Origin of the sequence: Bradyrhizobium betae, assembly GCF_008932115.1 — a bacterium.
Classification (GTDB): domain Bacteria; phylum Pseudomonadota; class Alphaproteobacteria; order Rhizobiales; family Xanthobacteraceae; genus Bradyrhizobium; species Bradyrhizobium betae.
In genome coordinates this window covers 3,646,338-3,663,365 of sequence record NZ_CP044543.1, presented here as the reverse complement: position 1 = coordinate 3,663,365, position 17,028 = coordinate 3,646,338, and the positions used below count along the sequence as shown (strand labels likewise).

Sequence of the window (17,028 nt, the reverse complement as noted above, 5' to 3'; positions counted from 1 at the left end):
TGAGCACACTGACGGCCCCGATCTTCGCGATAGCCACGGCCTGTGGTTCGCGACGAGCGGAAGCGCTCGCGCCGGGGTCCCGGATCTGCGCTGGCGCTTGTCCGGGACGACATCTCGAACCTTAGCTCAGCGCCACATTCACCGAGGATTCCGGCAGCTCCGCGTTGAAGCAGCGCTGATAGAATTCGGCAACCAGCGGACGCTCGAGCTCGTCGCACTTGTTGAGGAAGGTGACACGGAACGCGAAGCCGATATCGCCGAAGATGTCGGCGTTCTCGGCCCAGGTGATCACCGTGCGCGGGCTCATCACCGTCGACAGGTCGCCGTTGGCGAAGGCGTTACGGGTGAGATCGGCAAGACGCACCATCTTGTTGACGATGTCGCGGCCTTCCTGATTGCGATAGTGCTTGGCCTTGGCCAGCACGATCTCCACTTCCTCGTCGTGGCTGAGGTAATTCAGCGTGGTGACGATCGACCAGCGGTCCATCTGGCCCTGGTTGATCTGTTGGGTGCCGTGATAGAGGCCCGACGTGTCGCCGAGACCGACCGTGTTGGCGGTCGCGAACAGACGGAACGACGGGTGCGGCTTGATCACCTTGTTCTGGTCGAGCAGCGTCAGGCGGCCCGAGACCTCGAGCACGCGCTGGATCACGAACATCACGTCCGGGCGGCCGGCATCGTATTCGTCGAACACCAGCGCGACGTTGTGCTGCAGCGCCCAGGGCAGGATGCCGTCGCGGAATTCGGTGACCTGCTTGCCGTCGCGGACCACGATCGAGTCCTTGCCGACGAGGTCGATACGGCTGATATGGCTGTCGAGGTTGACGCGGACGCAGGGCCAGTTCAGGCGCGCCGCGACCTGCTCGATATGGGTGGATTTGCCGGTGCCGTGATAGCCGGTCACCATCACGCGGCGGTTGCGGGCGAAACCGGCGAGAATGGCAAGCGTGGTGGCGCGGTCGAAGCGGTAGTCGGAATCGACTTCAGGCACATGAGGATCGACTGCGGAATAGGCCGGCACTTCGAGATCGCTGTCGATCCCGAACACCTGGCGCACCGACACCTTCATGTCGGGCAGACCGGAAACTTCCTCAACTTTGGACATGGCGGCGGTCGTCATCAATCCTCCGAGGTCCCGGGCGGTCCCGAAACCGGTTATTCGCACGTTGGCTGCGGCTGGGTGCTGAAAATCAACCTATCAGAGACAACGGGCCGGCAGAAGCCCGCCCCTCAATCAAAGTTCCGTTGTCTTTTCATTGAGATAGGCAAGGAACGCGATTTTTGGAAGGCTGCCCTGCGAATCACGCTCGAATTTCACGCCCTGGCGCGCGATTGCCCACGCGAATGGCACTTTTACCCCCGCTCCTTACTTATCTAGGGTCTGAAGCCATGCCCGCCGCCAACATAGAGACGACGTGACGTCCTTTCTCGATCCCCTCATAGCCTTCGTTTCGGCCCATGCGTGGCTGGCCTATCTGACCCTGTTCCTGGCAGCGCTTCTCGAGGCCGTTCCAGTGGTGGGATCGGTGATCCCCGGCTCGACCCTCATCCTGGCACTGAGCGCCCTGATTCCGGGCGGGGAATTGAAGCTTCAATGGGTGCTGCTGGCCGCCGCGCTCGGCGCGGTGCTGGGTGACGGCTCGGCCTACTGGATCGGGCACCGGCGCCAGCGCGAGATCCTCAACGCATGGCCGCTGACGAATTATCCGCGCGTGGTCGCCGAGAGCGAGAGCTTCTTCAACCGCTTCGGCACCTGGGCCGTGTTCTTCGCCCGCTTCGTGCCGCCGATCCGCGCCTTCGTGCCCGTGACCGCCGGCGCGCTCGGGATGGCGCCCGCCAGGTTCTATGCGGTGAACCTGCCCGCGATCCTGGTATGGGCGCCGGCGCATGTGCTGCCAGGCGTTCTGGCGGTGTCGGCCCTGCACGAATATGCCGGGCTGCCGCACCACCAGCATGTCGGCAAGCACATCTGGATCCTGACCGTGGTCGGCGTCGCGATCATCGGCGGCCTGGGGGTCTGGTACTATCGCCGTCGGCAGAATGGCGTCGTCGCGGAAGCAAAGCCGCGAGCTTAGCCCCGTTGGGGAAATTCCTACAACGGCGACGTTCGTCGCTGTTCGCTGCGGCCGTTCAATTCGCAAGGCTCCCAAAATCTTGCAGCTTTCGGGGGTGGGACGACGGAGGGGCCACCCCCTTCGCGTTGCACTTGGCAGCCAGGGGCGGCACTCCTTAGCTCTTGAAAGCGGTAGCCGTCCCTCTCCGCCCCGGCGCAGGTCCCACATAGCGCGCCCGCGGGCGGATCAGCTTGCCGAACTGCAACTGCTCGCTCGCGTGCGCAATCCAGCCGACGCTGCGGGCCATCGCGAACAGCGCGAGCTCGCTGCCCGCCGGCAGGCGCAGCGCGTGCACGAGCACCGCGAGCGCGTAGTCGATATTGACGAGCTCGCCGGTCGCCTCGACGATCCGCTCCGGCACTTCGCGCGTGAATTTTCGCGGCGCGCCGGCGCGCGCGAGCGCGTTCAGCAGCGACTGCGCGCGGGGATCGCCGCGCTTGTAGACGCCGTGGCCGAAGCCGGCAAAACGCTCGCCGAGCGCGACACGCTCGCGCACCAGCGGCTCGACGTCGCGGTCCACCAACGCCTTGACGAGTTGCGAGGCCAGCACGCCGGCGCCGCCGTGCTTCGGCCCTTTCAGCGCGGCTAGGCCTGCGATCACGGAGTCATAGAGGTTGAGGCCGGTCGAGGCCGCGCAGCGCGCGGTGAAGGTCGAGGCATTCAGTTCGTGATCGGCAAGCAGCACCAGTGCGCGGCGGATGAGATCGCCCGCATGCTTGTTGTCAGGCGCCCAGGCCATCGCGATCTGCTGGTGCAGCGGCGCGGCCGACGGCGCGGCGTTGAGCATGGTCGCCACCAGCAGCCGGACGATGCGTCCGCCGACCAGCGCGCGGCCATCGTGCGCGCGGGTGAAGGCGCGGGGATCGGCGCTCGCGGCAAGCGCCAGCACGGCGATGGCGCGGTCGATTGGCGCTGCGTGGCGCGCGGCTTCCGCAATCGTGCGCATCTCGTCGGAGATCTCGGGCTGATTGTCCGGCGCGAAGGGATCGACGCCGGAGACGTCCCAGAGCAGCGTCGCGGTGTGCTCCAGCGTGTCGTTCTCGGCGAGATCGATGCAATTGACGCCGCGGTAGATCGCGCCGTCCTCGGTGATGGTCGAGATCTCCGTATCCATCACCGGCAAATCGGCATCGAAGCTGCGCAGGCCGCGCGGCTCCGGCGACGGCACGCGGCGCTCCTTCAGCGCGCGGACGTCCTCGGCGCGGTAGCGGTTCTTGCGGGAGTCCGGCGTCGGCTCGGAGCGGATCAGGCCGCGGCTGACATAGGCGTAGAGGGTCGCCGGCGAGATCGCGAGCTCGGCCGCGGCTTCCCGGGCGGAGAGGTAGAGCTCACTGGAATTTTTCATATTGATTTATGTAATCAAGATTGATCAATCTGTCGAGAGACTCGAATTTTCCTTGGTGCAGTGCAAAGGAGATTTGGGCCATGAACATCCACCTCACCAAAAGCCAGACCGGGCTGGACGGCATTTCCGCGGCCGAGACCGTGCTCAGCAATGTCGATGGCGAGCGCGGCGAGCTGATCATCGCCGGCGAGCATGTCGGACGCCTCGCCGCCACATCGAGCTTCGAGGGCGTCACTGCCCGGCTCTGGAACGGCGCCAGCAAAACCAATCTCAGCGAAGCCGATGTGCGGGCCAGCCTGGGCGCAGCTCGCGCGCGCGCCTTCGCACGCCTGCCGGAGCTGCTGGCGGCGACCGCCAGCATGGGCATCGTCGACGGGTTTCGTGCAGCCGTCGCCGGACTTCGCGCCGAGCACGGGCTGGAGCATGAAGCAACCATCGTCGGCGCGTTTCCGGTGATCGCGGGCGCGCTGGTCCGCCGCACCAGGGGTCTCGATCCGGTCGCGCCCGATCCGAGCGCGAGCCATGCCGCCGATACGCTCCGGATGCTGCATGGGCGCGTGCCTGAAACGCGCGAGGTGACCGCACTCGACGCCTATCTCGTCACCGCCAGCGACCACGGCATGAACGCCTCGACCTTCACCGCGCGCGTGGTAGCCTCGACGCAGGCCGATCTGTTCGCCGCCGTGACCGCAGGTTATTGCGCGCTGACGGGTCCGCTGCATGGCGGCGCGCCGGAGCCGGTGCTGGAAATGCTCGATGCCATCGGCTCGCGCGAGCGTATCCAGCCCTGGGTTGATGCGGCGCTGGCACGCGGCGAGCGGTTAATGGGCTTTGGCCATCGCGTCTACCGCGTGCGCGATCCGCGCGCGGATGTGCTCAAGACCGCGATCGAGGCGCTCGCCTCTGATGGAGCCGACCTGCCGTTTGCCGGCGAGGTCGAGGCCTATATCCGCAGCGCCTTGCGGAAGAAGAATCCGGAGCGGCCGCTGGAGACCAATGTGGAGTTCTTCACCGCGATCCTGCTCGATGCGCTGGCCATTCCAAGGCAGGCCTTCACGCCGATCTTCGCGGTGGCGCGCGCAGCAGGGTGGACCGCGCATGCACGCGAGCAGCAGCGGACGGGACGATTGATCCGGCCGAGCTCGTCGTATGTGGGAGCGATGCCGGAGGGGTGAGGAATCACGGATGCACAGTGAGGCGCGGCGACGGAGCTATCCGTTCCGCTGTCGTCCCGGCGAAGGCCGGGACCCATACCGCGTGATTTATCGATGAGAGGCGGTGCTTGTACCGCGCGATGACTTTTCACTGCGAGTCTTCGCCAAACCCAACCCTGTGGTTATGGATCCCGGATCTGCGCTTCGCTTGTCCGGGACGACACCCAGGGTGCAGCGCTGGTTGCGGCAAGAGGCCCTAGGCCTCCCGCACCACCGTCTTCAGATAATTATAGGCCTTGATGATCTCGATCAGGCGGTCTTCGGTGGAGCGGTCGCCGCCATTGGCGTCGGGGTGGTGCTGCTTCACCAGCGCCTTGTACTTGCTCTTGACGTCGGCGAGCGTGGCGCTGGGGCCGAGGCCCATGACCTGGAGCGCCTTGCGCTCGGCGTTCATGATCTTTCGCGTCTCGGCCTTGGGCGCGGCCTGCGGGCCGGCGCGCCACCCGGAGCGGCCGTTGAGCTCCTGGAACATGCTGAACGGATCGAAGGCGCCGTCGATCTCGGCTTCGGCGCCCTTCTTGACGCCGCCATTGGCGCCCATCTTCCAGGTCGGACGGTGGCCGGTCAGCGCGTCCTTCTGGTAGCGCGCAACGGCGTCGGCATTCATGCCGGAGAAGAAATTGTAGTTCTGGTTGTACTCGCGCACGTGGTTCAGGCAGAAATGCCAGTACTCGCGCGAATTCTCGCGGCCCTTGGGCGCGCGATGGGCGCCCTTGTTCTGACACCCGGTCCATTCGCAATTGACCACGGTGTCGCGCGGCTTCACCTCCGCCTGCTTGCCTTTCGGCTTGACGCGGATGGAGTCGAAGAACTTTGATGAATCGATCGGCATGGCTGACTTTGACTACGCAATGCCAAAACCTTCAAGTCTTGACATTGCAATTAGCGACCACCCCATAGCCAAAGCTTTCACTTTGGCGTCGTCGAGCAGGCATTGACGGGGCACCGAGACGCGTAGGAGAGGCACGCATGGTTATGAAAGACACTATCAGCAACAAGTTGCGGGAAGCTTTCACCCCGGAAAGCATCGAGGTCGTCGACGAGTCACATTTGCATGAGGGCCATGCCGGCCATCGGCCGAGCGGCGAGACGCACTTTCGCGTTTATATCGTGTCTGGAGCCTTCAAAGGGAAGAGCCGGGTCGATCGCCACCGCATGATAAATTCGGCGCTGGCCGCGGAACTCTCCGGCAGCGTGCACGCGCTCGCGATCCATGCGCAAGCGCCGGGGGAAGGCTAACCGCTGTCATGCCCCGCGAAGGCGGGGCATCCAGTACTCCGTGACAGCGCGGCTAGAGCCGAGCGGCTGCGGCGTACTGGATCGCCCGCCTGCGCGGGCGACGACACCTGTTCAGGCGGCTAAAACGACGTCCCGGCCCGCTTCGGCCTGGCCCCTTCCGTCTCCGCCTCGCGCGGCACCGGTGAAATACGGAGCGCGGTGATGCGGTTGCGTTCGCGGCGGAGGACGCGGAAGCGGAAGCCGTGGAAGGTGAAACTCTGGCCGCGATCGGGGATCGAGCGCGCCTCGTGAATGACGAGGCCGGCGACCGTGGTTGCCTCTTCGTCGGGCAGGTGCCAGTCCATGGCACGATTGAGATCGCGGATCGGCACCGAGCCGTCGACCACGACCGAGCCATCCGGCTGGGCGCGCACGCCGGCAACGACGACATCGTGCTCGTCGGAGATATCGCCGACGATCTCTTCCAGAATGTCTTCCAGCGTCACCAGACCTTCAACTTCGCCGTACTCGTCGACGACGAGCGCGAAATGGGTTTTGCGGCGGCGGAACGCCTTCAACTGCTCGGACACCGGGCGCATCTCCGGCACGAACCAGGGCGGCAGCGCGATGGTGGAGACGTCGATGCGCGAGGTGTCGCCGTCGGAGGCGCGGATCGCGCGCAAGAGATCCTTGGCGTGGAGCACGCCGATGATGTTTTCCGGCTTCTCGCGCCAGAGCGGGATGCGGGTGTATTCGGTCGCCAGCACCTCGCGCACCAGCTCCTCCGCCGGCAGATCGGCGTTGATCATCATCATCTCGGTGCGATGGATCATGACGTCGGAGACCTGGAGCTCGCGCAGGTCCAGCAGGCCGCCGAGCATGTCGCGGTCCTGCTTCTCGACCTTGCCCTCGTGATGCAGCAGATCGACCGCGCCGCGCAGGCGTTCGGTCGGCGACAGGATCGCCTGATGCTCGCCGGCAAGGCCGAACAGCCGCATCAGCACGCGCACGATGACTTCGACGATCTTGAGCAGCGGACCCAGCACGTACATCGTCAGCCGCATCGGACGTGCGACCGCGAGCGCCATGCGGTCCGGCGCGTTGATGGCGATGGTCTTGGGCAGCACTTCCGCGAAGATCACGACCAGGGCGGTCATCAACCCGGTCGCATAGAGCACGCCGACATCGCCGAACCAGGCCGTGAAGATGGAGGTCGCAAGCGCGGACGCGCTGATATTGGCGATGTTGTTGCCGAGCAGCAGCGCGCCGATCAGGCGTTCGCGCATGTCGAGCAGCTGCGAGACCACGTCGGCATCGCGGTTGCCCTGCTTGGAGAGCCGCAACATGCTGGCGCGCGAGGCGCCGGTCAGCGCGGTCTCGCTCGCGGCGAAGAAGCCCGAGACCAGCAGGCAGATGATGACGATGGTGAAGCCGAGCCAGTCCATGCACCACTCTAGTTACTCTTGACGCGTTTTCCTGGCGCGAACCGGTACCCACTTCGCTCGAAAACGCTTTGGCGAAATTCAGTTCAGCCGCGCGTCACGCCTTTTGCGCAAGCTTCTCCTGCAGGAAATCGCGCACCGGCGCCGGCTCGACATCCTTGGCGATGACGGCGCGGCCCACGGCCTCCAGCAGGATGAAGGTGAGCTTGCCGCGCTTGACCTTCTTGTCCTGTGCCATCAACGCCATCAGCGCGTCGGCATCGGCGAGCCCTTCCTGCGTGAAGCCGGCGATGTCCTGCAGGCGCGTCGGCAGGCCGGCTTCAACGAGGTGCCGCTCGACGCGCGCCGCATCGGCTTCGCCCATCATGCCGAGCCTGGCCGAGAACTGCGCCGCCAGCGTCATGCCGATCGAAACGCCCTCGCCGTGGAACAGACGATCGGAGAAGCCGGTCGCGGCCTCCAGCGCGTGACCGAAAGTGTGACCGAGATTGAGCAGCGCGCGCTCGCCAGTTTCGCGCTCGTCGCGCGAGACCACCCCGGCCTTGGCGCGGCAGGAGGTCGCGATCGCATGCTCGCGGCCCGGACCGCCCTTGAAGATGTCGGAATGGTTCTTCTCCAGCCAGCTGAAGAAGGCCTCATCGCCAAGCACGCCGTATTTGGCGACCTCGGCGTAGCCCGCACGGAACTGTCGCGGCGACAGCGTGTCGAGCACGGCCGTGTCGGCGATGACCAGCATCGGCTGGTGGAAGGCACCGAGCAGATTCTTGCCCTGCGGCGAGTTGATGCCGGTCTTGCCGCCGACGGAGGAATCGACCTGCGCCAGCAGCGAGGTCGGCACCTGCACGAAATCGACGCCGCGGCGCAGGATCGCCGCCGCAAAGCCGGCGAGATCGCCGACCACGCCGCCGCCGAGCGCGATGACGAGATCGTTGCGCTCGATCCTGGCGGCGATCAGGGCCTCGCTGACCTTTTCCAGGCCGGCATAGGTCTTGGAGATCTCGCCTTCCTCGACGACGATGCGCGAGGTCGGGATGCCGCTCGCTGCGAGCGAGGCTTCGGTCGGCTCCAGCCAATGCTTGGCGACGGTGCGATCCGTGACGATCGCAGTGCGCACGCCGGGTCGCAACGCGGCGACCCGTTCGCCGAGCGACGACAGCACGCCGCGGCCGATGACGATGTCATAGGCGCGGTCGCCGAGGGCGACGTCGACGTTGACAGGGGTGGAATGTTTCAAGGGGGCGGTCATCGTACGGCACTCGCGACGTCGGCAGGTGGTTGGGCGGCCTGCTCGCCGCACAGATGGGCGCGCAGCGTCTCGATGCACTCCTCGACGATCTTGTCGTGCGGCACGTCGCGCGAGGCGATGGTGAGGTCGGCCTTGCCATAGACCGGTTCGCGCTCGGTGAGCAGGCGCGTGACGGTTCCTTCGGGATCGGCGGTTTGAAGCAGCGGACGGTCGGCGCGGCGGCGCACGCGGCGCATGATGACGTCGTGATCGGCCTTGAGCCAGACCGAGATCGCCTTCGCCGCGATGCGGCTGCGCGTCTCCTCGCGCATGAAGGCACCGCCGCCGGTCGCCAGCACGATCGGCCCGCCGTCGAGCAGGCGCGCGATCACCCGGGCCTCGCCGTCGCGGAAATGCGGCTCGCCATGACGCTCGAAGATTTCAGGTATGGTCATGCCGGCCGCCGCCTCGATCTCGGTGTCGGCATCGACGAAAGGCAGCTTGAGCCTGAGAGCCAGGCGGCGGCCGATGGTGGATTTTCCCACCCCCATCATGCCGACCAGCACGATCGAGCGCGACCCGAGCGCCGACAGGATGTCGGCCTCAGGCGCAGCTTGGATCGGCAACGCGGCGTCGGACATGAAACTCGCTCTGGATCTCGCTCAACCTGCCGCCAAAGGCGGCATCCTTTCGCCACCTATACGACCCCGCAGGGGGCCTCGCCAGAGGACTCTTGCCACGAAACGGCGAACATGTTGGATGATTTCATTGGTTTATTTGCCCGCCAAGAACCTTACCAAGAGCCTTACCGAGACCCTGCACGATGCCCAGCCTGTTCCGCTTCCTGACGGTCGTCGCCGTGATCGCCGGCATCGTCTATGGCGTGGTCTTCGCGCTGGCGAACTTCGTCAGCCCGAAGTCGCGGGAAATGACGGTGACGATCCCGCCGGATAAGTTTCTCAAGAAATAGGGGCTAGCTTCCTGGGCATGCGCGCAAAGCCCTCAGATGCCAAGCTCACCGGCCTGTTCCTCGACATGCTCGCGGCGGAACAGGGCGCGGGGCCCAATACGCTCGATGCCTACCGCCGCGACCTCACCGATTTCTCCGAGTTTCTCGGCCGCGACGGCCACAGCTTTGTCGATGCCGAGACGCAAACGCTGCGCGACTATCTCGCCGATCTCGACACGCGCGGCTTCAAATCCACCAGCGTCGCGCGGCGGCTGTCGGCGATGCGGCATCTCTACCGCTTTCTACTGAACGAGCGCATTCGCAGCGAGGATCCCGCCGCGATCCTGTCCGGCCCCAAGCGCGGCCGCGGCCTGCCAAAGGTGCTGTCGATCGCGGATGTCGACCGCATGCTCCGCCGCGCCAAGGAATTGAGCGAGGCGGCGGAGGCCTCGCCGGCGCAGCGACTGCGGGCTTTAAGGCTCTATTGCCTGCTCGAGGTGCTCTACGCCACGGGTCTGCGCGTCTCCGAACTGGTGGCGCTGCCGCGCACGGCGGCCAAGCGCGACGCCCGCATGATCGTGGTCCGCGGCAAGGGCGACAAGGAACGCCTGGTGCCGCTCAACGAAGCCTCGCGGCAGGCGATGGCGGATTATCTCAGCGCAACGGAAGCCGCGAAGACGGAGAAGAAGAAGGACAGCCTCGCCGCCTCGAAATGGCTGTTCCCCTCGTTCGGCGAGAGCGGACATCTGACGCGGCAGCACTTTGCCCGCGACTTGAAGGAGCTCGCGGTCGCCTCCGGGCTGCAGGCCCGGCTGGTGTCCCCGCACGTGCTGCGCCACGCCTTCGCCAGCCATCTCCTGCACAACGGCGCCGACCTGCGCATCGTGCAGACCCTGCTCGGCCACACCGACATCTCGACCACGCAGATCTACACCCATGTGGTCGAGGAGCGGCTGAAGAGCCTGGTGCGCGACCTGCACCCGCTGGCGGAGAAGTAACGGGTGGGCGAAACCGCCTTGACTTCGGCCACATCTCCGCAGAAAGAGCCGTGGCCTCACGCATGATTTGGCTGGCTCCCCAGAGCCCACAAGCCAACTCATTGAAGACGCTACACTTCTTTCCGCGACCCCAACCTCGCTTCGCTCTCTCGCCCCGTCCCCCTATATAGAGTTGATGCCAGACCAGATGCGCAGCTATCTCGACTTCGAAAAGCCCGTCGCCGAGCTCGATTCCAAGCTCGACGAACTGCGCACTTTGGCTGCCTCCGGCAGCGACATCGGCGAGGAGATCGGGCGGATCGAGGACAAGGCGGCGCAGGCGCTGGCCGACCTCTATGCGAACCTGACGCCGTGGCAGAAGACGCTGGTTGCGCGGCATCCGCAGCGGCCGCATTTCAACGATTTCATCAAGGGCCTGATCACCGAATTCACCCCGCTCGCCGGCGACCGCAAGTTCGGCGAGGACGAGGCGCTGGTCGCCGGCTTCGGCCGCTTCCGCGGCGAGGCCATCTGCGTGATGGGCCAGGAAAAGGGCGATTCCACCGAGAGCCGCATCAAGCATAATTTCGGCATGGCGCGGCCCGAGGGCTATCGCAAATGCGTGCGGCTGATGGAGATGGCCGAGCGGTTCGGCCTGCCGGTGCTGTCGCTGGCCGATTCCGCCGGCGCCTATCCCGGCATCGGGGCGGAGGAGCGCGGCCAGGCCGAGGCGATCGCGCGCTCGACCGATGCCTGCATGGCGCTGACCGTGCCGAACATCGCCATCATCACCGGCGAAGGCATGTCGGGCGGCGCCATCGCCATTACCACCGCCAACAGGGTCCTGATGCTGGAGCACGCGATCTACAGCGTGATCTCGCCGGAAGCGGCATCCTCGATCCTCTGGCGCGACGGCAGCAAGGCGCAGGAAGCCGCCAACAACATGAAGATCACCGCCCAGGACATGCTCCGGTTCGGGGTGATCGACAGCATCCTGAAGGAGCCGGTCGGCGGCGCCCACCGCGACCCCGCCGCCATGATCGCAACCACGGGCGACGCCATCGCCAAGGCTTTCGACGAGCTCCGCGGCCTCGACGGCGACGCCATCCGCAAGCAGCGGCGGCAGAAATTCCTCGATATCGGCCGGAAACTGGGCTGATTCGGACGATTTTGGTCGTTTGCCGCTACGTAGGGTGGGTTAGCCGTAGGCGTAACCCACCCTACTCAGCTGCCCCCAGTAACCCCGCGTTAACCCTTTTTTTGCCCAAATCAGCGATCTCAGTTCGGTTAGGGCCCATAGGCCCAAGTAAAGCCTGAAGTCGCGTCCATTTAGTCTTCGTTGACCATGCCACTGGGCCAACGGGCTCGTGATCCCCGCTCGGGTTGCGACCACATGACCCAGAGGTTAGAATTTTAATCAATGGCTTCAGGGCATAAGCGCTGGAGCGTGGTCTGAAAAACCCGCCGCTAACGGGTCCGGATGTCCGGTCGGTCCATGCTTCGAATTGGGGTTCGCGCGATGCCCGGGACGGTGTGGGGTCCATCTTGATTTCTCGTTCGCTTGCTCGCGCGCTCTTGGCTTCGGTTGCGCTGATGACGGCCAGTGTTCTGCTGGCCGGCTGCGACACCGACCAGGTTTCGCTCGCGAACAACGCCAAGGCCAACCAGCCGGTGCCGCCAAAGCTTCTCGCCGCGATGGTCGAGAAGGACATGGATCTGCAATCGCCGATCCTGGTGCGCCTGTTCAAGCAGGAGGCCGAGCTCGAGGTGTGGAAGCAGGCCCGCAACGGCCAGTTCGCGCTGCTCAAGACCTATCCGATCTGCCGCTGGTCGGGCGATCTCGGGCCGAAGGTGCGCGAAGGCGACCGCCAGGCGCCGGAGGGATTCTACTCGATCAATCCGAGCCAGATGAATCCGCAGTCGGCCTATTATCTCTCATTCAACACGGGCTATCCGAACGCGTTCGACAAAGCGCTCGGCCGCACCGGTTCGCAGCTGATGGTGCACGGCGATTGTTCGTCGCGCGGTTGCTACGCGATGACCGACGAGCAGATCGCGGAGATCTATTCGCTCGGCCGCGAGTCGTTCTTCGGCGGGCAGAAGGCGTTCCAGCTGCAGGCTTATCCGTTCAAGATGACGCCGGTGAACATGGCCAGGCACCGGACCAATCCGAACATGCCGTTCTGGAAGATGATCAAGGAAGGCTATGATCATTTCGAGGTGACGCGGCAGGAGCCGAAGGTCGATTTCTGCGAGAAGAAATACGTGTTCGATGCGGCCAAGGCGCCCGACGCGAAGCGCGATCCGGTGTTCGACGCCTCTGCGAAGTGCCCGGCCTATGTGATCCCCGAGGACATCGCCAGCGCCGTGCGCGAGAAGGATGCGCGCGACCAGGCCGAGTACGCCAAGCTGGTCTCGCGCGGCACGCCGGTGGCGCGCATGAACACCGGCATCGACGGCGGCATGAACAAGATCTTTGCCGCGAAGATTCCGGAGGGATCGACCGGCCTCTCCGAAGGCGCCGAAGGCACCACCTTGCAGATGCTGGCGATGGCGAAGGCGCCGGGCACGATCCCCGGACACGTTAATCCGCCGAAACCGAATCTCGATGCGGTCGCAGCCTCGCCGCAGGACGAGCCGGTCGTCGCGGTGTCCACGCCCGCCGCCAGCACCCGCGTTGCCTCGGCTCAGCCAGCCGAGAAGTCCGGCGGCTTCTTCTCCAATCTAGGCCGCAAGATGGGCGTGGGCGCCGCCGAGACCACCGCGACCACGCCGCCGCCGCAAGCCACCGCGTCCGTCGCTCCGGCCACGACGTCGACGACCCCCACCACCGCAGCATCGAGGCTGAAGGCCGCGGTGACCCGGTTCGTACCGGGGCATGACAAGTCCAAGGATGCGGCGAAGGACGCGCCGAAGCCGGCCGTTGCAACCAAGCCGGCCGAGCCGACGAAGCCCGATACGCGGCTCGCCGCGACGCGTCCCGCGCCGAAGCCGTCGGTGTCGGATGGCGCCGGTGAAGCAACCCAGATCATGGGCGCCGCGCCGGTGGTGTCGTCGAACTCGTTCGACAGCCGGTTTGGGGCGGTGAAGTAGGCGGCGGAACGTTGGCGTGCGTCAGTTGCAATGTTGGCCGTCTGTTTGACAGGCGAGCAATCGCCCGCCGCTAGATTCCGGTTCGATCCCACGCTCACAAAGCCGTATCATAAGGCATGTCCGACTCTTGGCCCGGAGACATTCGAAATGGTCGATGCGATGAACAACGAGACCTTGTTCAATTGCTACACCCACAATGCAGAACCGGAATGGTCCGGCTTCACTGCATTGGAGATTGGAGGATGTATTGATGAGGGCGACATCACTCACGGCGGAGTCCCTGACAATCTAGCTCAATTTTGGACTGTCTATGGACGGTGCACGTGGGGAGGTGTTGAGGCGATTTCAGACTGTGACACCCGCGTACTCGCCGTCGCAGTTGCTGCAGAGTTGGGCCGCCGTTCCAACCTTCCAGTACGGAACGAGTGATTGCTTCTTTAGCAGAACATAACGCTTCCACATTCAAATCGGGGAGCCAAACATCGATGATCCACGCCGTTTGGCGCGACTGCGAAATGGGCGGCGCTTCGCCTTCCTTGCCTTGCGCATTGCCATTGGTTGTCTTTGGCTCAGGCGAACAAAATGGATAACACCCGATGCACGCCGATAATTGGAGACTGAGGCTTGGACGAGGAGCGAGCCAAAGAAGTTAGCGGGACACCATGGACGGAGAGTGAGGTCTCTGCGCTGGTCGAAAGCTATTTCCGGATGTTGGCCTCGGAACGGGCCGGCGAGGCCTACAGCAAGGCGGGAAGCCGACGTCAACTCATGACGACGCTCCATCGATCTGAAGGATCAATCGAACGCAAACTTCAAAACGTATCAGCGGTATTGGACGAGTTGGGCGCTCAATGGATCAACGGCTACAAGCCTTTAGCGCATTATCAAGATGCCTTGGTGGCCGCAGTCGAGCGCAACGTCGGACGGACGCCAGATTTCCTTTACCCTGTGACCACCGACACTCAACCACTCGCGCTGAATGACGATTCGGTTTTCGTTGCACCACCATCTATTTCCGGCTTCGACAAGGCACTGACGCCCGCCGTGCGACGATTGGTTGGAAAGTTCGACCCCGCCGAGCGAGATGCCAGAAATCAACAGTTGGGTAAAGCCGGCGAAAAGTTCGTCGTGCAGTTCGAGCGCGACCGTTTGCGACGCCACGGACGAGAAGACCTCGCGGATGACGTTCGCTGGGTTTCCGATCTGGACGGAGACGGCTACGGCTATGACGTTCGCTCCTTCGAGCCTGACGGCCAGGAACGGCTACTGGAAATCAAGACGACGTGCGGACACGAACGTACGACATTTTGGCTCACCAAGCGGGAGGTCGATGTTGCGGCAGAACGAAGTGACAGATACCGGATCCGGCGTGTCTTCCACTTTCGAAACCGCGCACAGATGTTCGAGATAGCGCCACCGCTCGAGCGTGCGCTTCTGATGACGCCGAGCGCTTACATGGCGGAAATGCGGTAGCGATACCTTCGGTTCTTACCACTTTTCTCCGCGTCGTCGGGCAAAACACCCCATTTCCTCGAATTCAACCCCTTCGGATAAAAATAATTCTCTTTACCCGAACCCCGAAACACCCCTATCCTCCGTGCATCTCATCCCTCCGGAAGGGGCGGGTCGCGATCGTCACGGTTCGTGGGGTGGGTTGCGGTGGACGCGGGCGGCGTTGGCGCCAAGGGCGGTCGCAGGGCGGGTAGTCCCCGTGAGCGATCAGCGGGCGCATGGACGAAAACCTGCTCGCGTACGGCAAAATCGTGTGGTCCTGGCGCCCGCAGGCTGGCGTCAAGTCTCCGCGGTGATGTGTGGGGTCCGACCGGGCCGTGCATATCAGCGATCTGCGAGGCGACGGGGGCAAGAGTGCATCGCTCCCCGGGGAGAGCGCGACATAAGCCGTCAAACCACTGCGCAGGGAAGGCCGGTTATCGGGCTGCACCTGTGTCTCCCCTGTGAGCGTCTACCTACGCATCCATGCACAGGGGCTTGCGGGTACCAGCCGGTACCCGGCCTTCCCTGCGCCCTTCCAGCTTGAAGGGCGTGCGAGCGAAGCAAAGTCCGGGCGCAGATCGCGCCGCGGGATCGCGAGATCGTGGCTGTTTGACAATCGAAGACGAAAGAAGGGGATGGCGCTCCACCCTCCGCCGTCATTCGCCGCGAAGGCGGGGAATCCAGCATCGCAGAGACGGTCGTGATGAACCGGGAAGCCGCGGCGTACTGGATGCCCCGCCTTCGCGGGGCATGACAGTCGAGATCGGAGCAAAGCCGGCGCGCTTCAGCAGCGCCGCATCCTACGGCGCCAGATACCGCACCAGTTCCGGATTGTCCCTCACCTCGCCCGCCTGCCCTTGCAAAGCAACTCGTCCGCGGTCCAGCACATAAGCGTAGTCGGCGACGCGCCGTGCCAGATCGAGGTGCTGCTCGACGATGATCACCGCGATGTTCTTCGCGAGCTCGCGGCCGAGGATGCCGCCGCGCTTGTTGATCTCGGCGGCCGCCAGCATCGCGCTGTTGGTGGAGGTCGGGCCCCAGATTCCGGGCGAGCCGGTGAAGGTGAGGAAATTACCGATGCGGAGCTTGTTGCGTGCGCCGCTGCGCTTCATGAAATGCGCATCGACTGGCGACAGGTCGAAATCCGCTGCCGACAACGACAGATTCCTGAACAGCAGAGACGGCGGCAACGCCGGACCGCCATGAGCCGGGAAGTTTACCGTCGCGCGCACGCAAACTCCTGTCTGGCACCAGAGCTGAAAGCACAATGAGCAGGCGGTCGCGGCTTCCGCCCTTTTGTTGTGCAATTATCCTATTTTGAAAATATTGAATATTCAAGAATTGAAGTGCATATAGAAGCAGCATCGATTGCAAGACATTCACTCATTTGGGTCAAGACGAAGTCTTAGCCGTGGCAAAACCGAACTCTCCGATCACCGAACACCTCGCCTACCTGCTCGCGCAGGCCAACCGGGAGATCAACCGGCAGCTGGAACTGCGCTTGAGCAAGGAAGGCGTTCCCGTCGAACAATGGCGCATCCTGAAGGTGCTGTCGGATGGCAAAGGCCATTCGATGGGCGAGCTTGCCGACGCGGTGCTGCTCAATCATCCGACGCTGACCAAGATGATCGACCGCATGGTCTCCGACACGCTGGTCTATCGCGTGCAGGACCCCAACGACCGCCGCAAGGTCCTGATGTTCATCTCCGACCGCGGCAAGGTGCTGTGCAGGAAGCTCAACTCGCTCGCGGTGGACCAGGAAGAGCACATCCTGGAGAGCTACGGCGACAAGTCGACGAGCGAGCTGAAGCGGCTGTTGGAGAGCTTGATCGACAGCTCGAATTGAGCGTGCAACGCGAATTGGCTGGTTGGCTTAGCGAACTCTCTCCGCACGTCGTCCCGGACAAGCGAAGCGGAGTGCATGGCGCGAGCTACATACTCGCTGTCATCGCCCGAT

General features: G+C 64.3%; 16 protein-coding genes. 9 read left to right on the top strand and 7 right to left on the bottom strand.

Features of this window, described 5'->3' with window-relative positions; translation table 11 throughout:
- Window positions 1-121: 121 nt before the first annotated feature.
- A complete protein-coding gene (gene cobS / locus F8237_RS17390) occupies window positions 122-1,105 on the bottom strand; it encodes a cobaltochelatase subunit CobS (RefSeq protein WP_374761633.1) in 984 nt (327 codons plus the stop codon).
- A gap of 310 nt (window positions 1,106-1,415) precedes the next feature.
- On the opposite strand from cobS, the gene F8237_RS17385 reads away from it, so the two are divergent.
- A complete protein-coding gene (locus tag F8237_RS17385; protein WP_151646519.1) occupies window positions 1,416-2,075 on the top strand; it encodes a DedA family protein in 660 nt (219 codons plus the stop codon).
- Window positions 2,076-2,229: 154 nt separating this feature from the next.
- Here the strand turns inward: F8237_RS17385 and F8237_RS17380 are convergent, their stop codons facing one another.
- Window positions 2,230-3,459: a citrate synthase family protein gene (locus F8237_RS17380; RefSeq protein ID WP_151646517.1), complete on the bottom strand. Its 1,230-nt coding sequence runs from the start codon at window positions 3,457-3,459 to the stop codon at window positions 2,230-2,232.
- Between the two features lie 80 nt (window positions 3,460-3,539).
- On the opposite strand from F8237_RS17380, the gene F8237_RS17375 reads away from it, so the two are divergent.
- Complete coding sequence (locus tag F8237_RS17375; protein ID WP_151646515.1) at window positions 3,540-4,634, top strand: citrate synthase/methylcitrate synthase; 1,095 nt, start codon at window positions 3,540-3,542, stop codon at window positions 4,632-4,634.
- 235 nt (window positions 4,635-4,869) lie between these two features.
- Here F8237_RS17375 and F8237_RS17370 read toward each other — a convergent pair whose 3' ends face one another.
- Window positions 4,870-5,505, bottom strand: coding sequence for a J domain-containing protein (locus tag F8237_RS17370; protein WP_151646514.1), 636 nt, complete (start codon window positions 5,503-5,505; stop codon window positions 4,870-4,872).
- A gap of 137 nt (window positions 5,506-5,642) precedes the next feature.
- Between F8237_RS17370 and F8237_RS17365 the strand changes: the two genes are divergently transcribed.
- Window positions 5,643-5,912, top strand: coding sequence for a BolA family protein (locus F8237_RS17365; RefSeq protein ID WP_151646512.1), 270 nt, complete (start codon window positions 5,643-5,645; stop codon window positions 5,910-5,912).
- Between the two features lie 119 nt (window positions 5,913-6,031).
- Here F8237_RS17365 and F8237_RS17360 read toward each other — a convergent pair whose 3' ends face one another.
- The 3 genes from F8237_RS17360 to F8237_RS17350 all read right to left on the bottom strand — a co-directional run bounded on the left by F8237_RS17360 (window position 6,032) and on the right by F8237_RS17350 (window position 9,199).
- Window positions 6,032-7,336: an HlyC/CorC family transporter gene (locus F8237_RS17360; RefSeq protein ID WP_151646510.1), complete on the bottom strand. Its 1,305-nt coding sequence runs from the start codon at window positions 7,334-7,336 to the stop codon at window positions 6,032-6,034.
- Between the two features lie 94 nt (window positions 7,337-7,430).
- Complete coding sequence (aroB, locus tag F8237_RS17355) at window positions 7,431-8,579, bottom strand: 3-dehydroquinate synthase (RefSeq protein WP_151646508.1); 1,149 nt, start codon at window positions 8,577-8,579, stop codon at window positions 7,431-7,433.
- The gene (locus F8237_RS17350; protein WP_151646506.1) at window positions 8,576-9,199 is read right to left on the bottom strand and encodes a shikimate kinase; all 624 of its coding nucleotides are present in this window, start codon (window positions 9,197-9,199) and stop codon (window positions 8,576-8,578) included. Before F8237_RS17350 ends, aroB begins: the two co-directional genes overlap by 4 nt.
- A 182-nt stretch (window positions 9,200-9,381) precedes the next feature.
- Here F8237_RS17350 and F8237_RS17345 point away from each other — a divergent pair, with 182 nt between their 5' ends.
- The 5 genes from F8237_RS17345 (at window position 9,382) to F8237_RS17320 (ending at window position 15,050) form a co-directional block, all read left to right on the top strand.
- On the top strand, window positions 9,382-9,528 hold the full coding sequence (locus F8237_RS17345; RefSeq protein ID WP_014439243.1) for a hypothetical protein: 147 nt from the start codon (window positions 9,382-9,384) through the stop codon (window positions 9,526-9,528).
- 17 nt (window positions 9,529-9,545) lie between these two features.
- Complete coding sequence (gene xerD / locus F8237_RS17340; protein WP_151646504.1) at window positions 9,546-10,505, top strand: site-specific tyrosine recombinase XerD; 960 nt, start codon at window positions 9,546-9,548, stop codon at window positions 10,503-10,505.
- Between the two features lie 175 nt (window positions 10,506-10,680).
- Window positions 10,681-11,643 carry an acetyl-CoA carboxylase carboxyltransferase subunit alpha gene (locus tag F8237_RS17335; protein ID WP_151646502.1) on the top strand — a complete coding sequence of 321 codons (963 nt, stop codon included), beginning with the start codon at window positions 10,681-10,683 and terminating at the stop codon, window positions 11,641-11,643.
- A gap of 434 nt (window positions 11,644-12,077) precedes the next feature.
- Window positions 12,078-13,577, top strand: coding sequence for a L,D-transpeptidase family protein (locus F8237_RS17330; protein ID WP_244625919.1), 1,500 nt, complete (start codon window positions 12,078-12,080; stop codon window positions 13,575-13,577).
- A 624-nt stretch (window positions 13,578-14,201) separates the two neighbouring features.
- Window positions 14,202-15,050, top strand: a complete 849-nt coding sequence (locus tag F8237_RS17320) for a protein NO VEIN domain-containing protein (RefSeq protein ID WP_151646496.1) — start codon at window positions 14,202-14,204, stop codon at window positions 15,048-15,050.
- 821 nt (window positions 15,051-15,871) lie between these two features.
- Here F8237_RS17320 and F8237_RS37355 read toward each other — a convergent pair.
- Window positions 15,872-16,183, bottom strand: coding sequence for an ABC transporter substrate-binding protein (locus tag F8237_RS37355; RefSeq protein WP_338025200.1), 312 nt, complete (start codon window positions 16,181-16,183; stop codon window positions 15,872-15,874).
- Window positions 16,184-16,482: 299 nt separating this feature from the next.
- On the opposite strand from F8237_RS37355, the gene F8237_RS17310 reads away from it, so the two are divergent.
- Window positions 16,483-16,917 carry a MarR family winged helix-turn-helix transcriptional regulator gene (locus F8237_RS17310; RefSeq protein WP_151646494.1) on the top strand — a complete coding sequence of 145 codons (435 nt, stop codon included), beginning with the start codon at window positions 16,483-16,485 and terminating at the stop codon, window positions 16,915-16,917.
- Window positions 16,918-17,028: the final 111 nt, after the last annotated feature.

Bases quoted from the DNA above. Each gene is read 5' to 3' on its own strand.
- cobS (WP_374761633.1), bottom strand. From the start codon at position 1,105: ATGTCCAAAGTTGAGGAAGTTTCCGGTCTGCCCGACATGAAGGTGTCG.
- F8237_RS17380 (WP_151646517.1), bottom strand. From the start codon at position 3,459: ATGAAAAATTCCAGTGAGCTCTACCTCTCCGCCCGGGAAGCCGCGGCC.
- F8237_RS17375 (WP_151646515.1), top strand. From the start codon at position 3,540: ATGAACATCCACCTCACCAAAAGCCAGACCGGGCTGGACGGCATTTCC.
- F8237_RS17370 (WP_151646514.1), bottom strand. From the start codon at position 5,505: ATGCCGATCGATTCATCAAAGTTCTTCGACTCCATCCGCGTCAAGCCG.
- F8237_RS17365 (WP_151646512.1), top strand. From the start codon at position 5,643: ATGGTTATGAAAGACACTATCAGCAACAAGTTGCGGGAAGCTTTCACC.
- F8237_RS17360 (WP_151646510.1), bottom strand. From the start codon at position 7,336: ATGGACTGGCTCGGCTTCACCATCGTCATCATCTGCCTGCTGGTCTCG.
- aroB (WP_151646508.1), bottom strand. From the start codon at position 8,579: ATGACCGCCCCCTTGAAACATTCCACCCCTGTCAACGTCGACGTCGCC.
- F8237_RS17350 (WP_151646506.1), bottom strand. From the start codon at position 9,199: ATGTCCGACGCCGCGTTGCCGATCCAAGCTGCGCCTGAGGCCGACATC.
- F8237_RS17345 (WP_014439243.1), top strand. From the start codon at position 9,382: ATGCCCAGCCTGTTCCGCTTCCTGACGGTCGTCGCCGTGATCGCCGGC.
- xerD (WP_151646504.1), top strand. From the start codon at position 9,546: ATGCGCGCAAAGCCCTCAGATGCCAAGCTCACCGGCCTGTTCCTCGAC.
- F8237_RS17335 (WP_151646502.1), top strand. From the start codon at position 10,681: ATGCCAGACCAGATGCGCAGCTATCTCGACTTCGAAAAGCCCGTCGCC.
- F8237_RS17330 (WP_244625919.1), top strand. From the start codon at position 12,078: ATGACGGCCAGTGTTCTGCTGGCCGGCTGCGACACCGACCAGGTTTCG.
- F8237_RS37355 (WP_338025200.1), bottom strand. From the start codon at position 16,183: ATGAAGCGCAGCGGCGCACGCAACAAGCTCCGCATCGGTAATTTCCTC.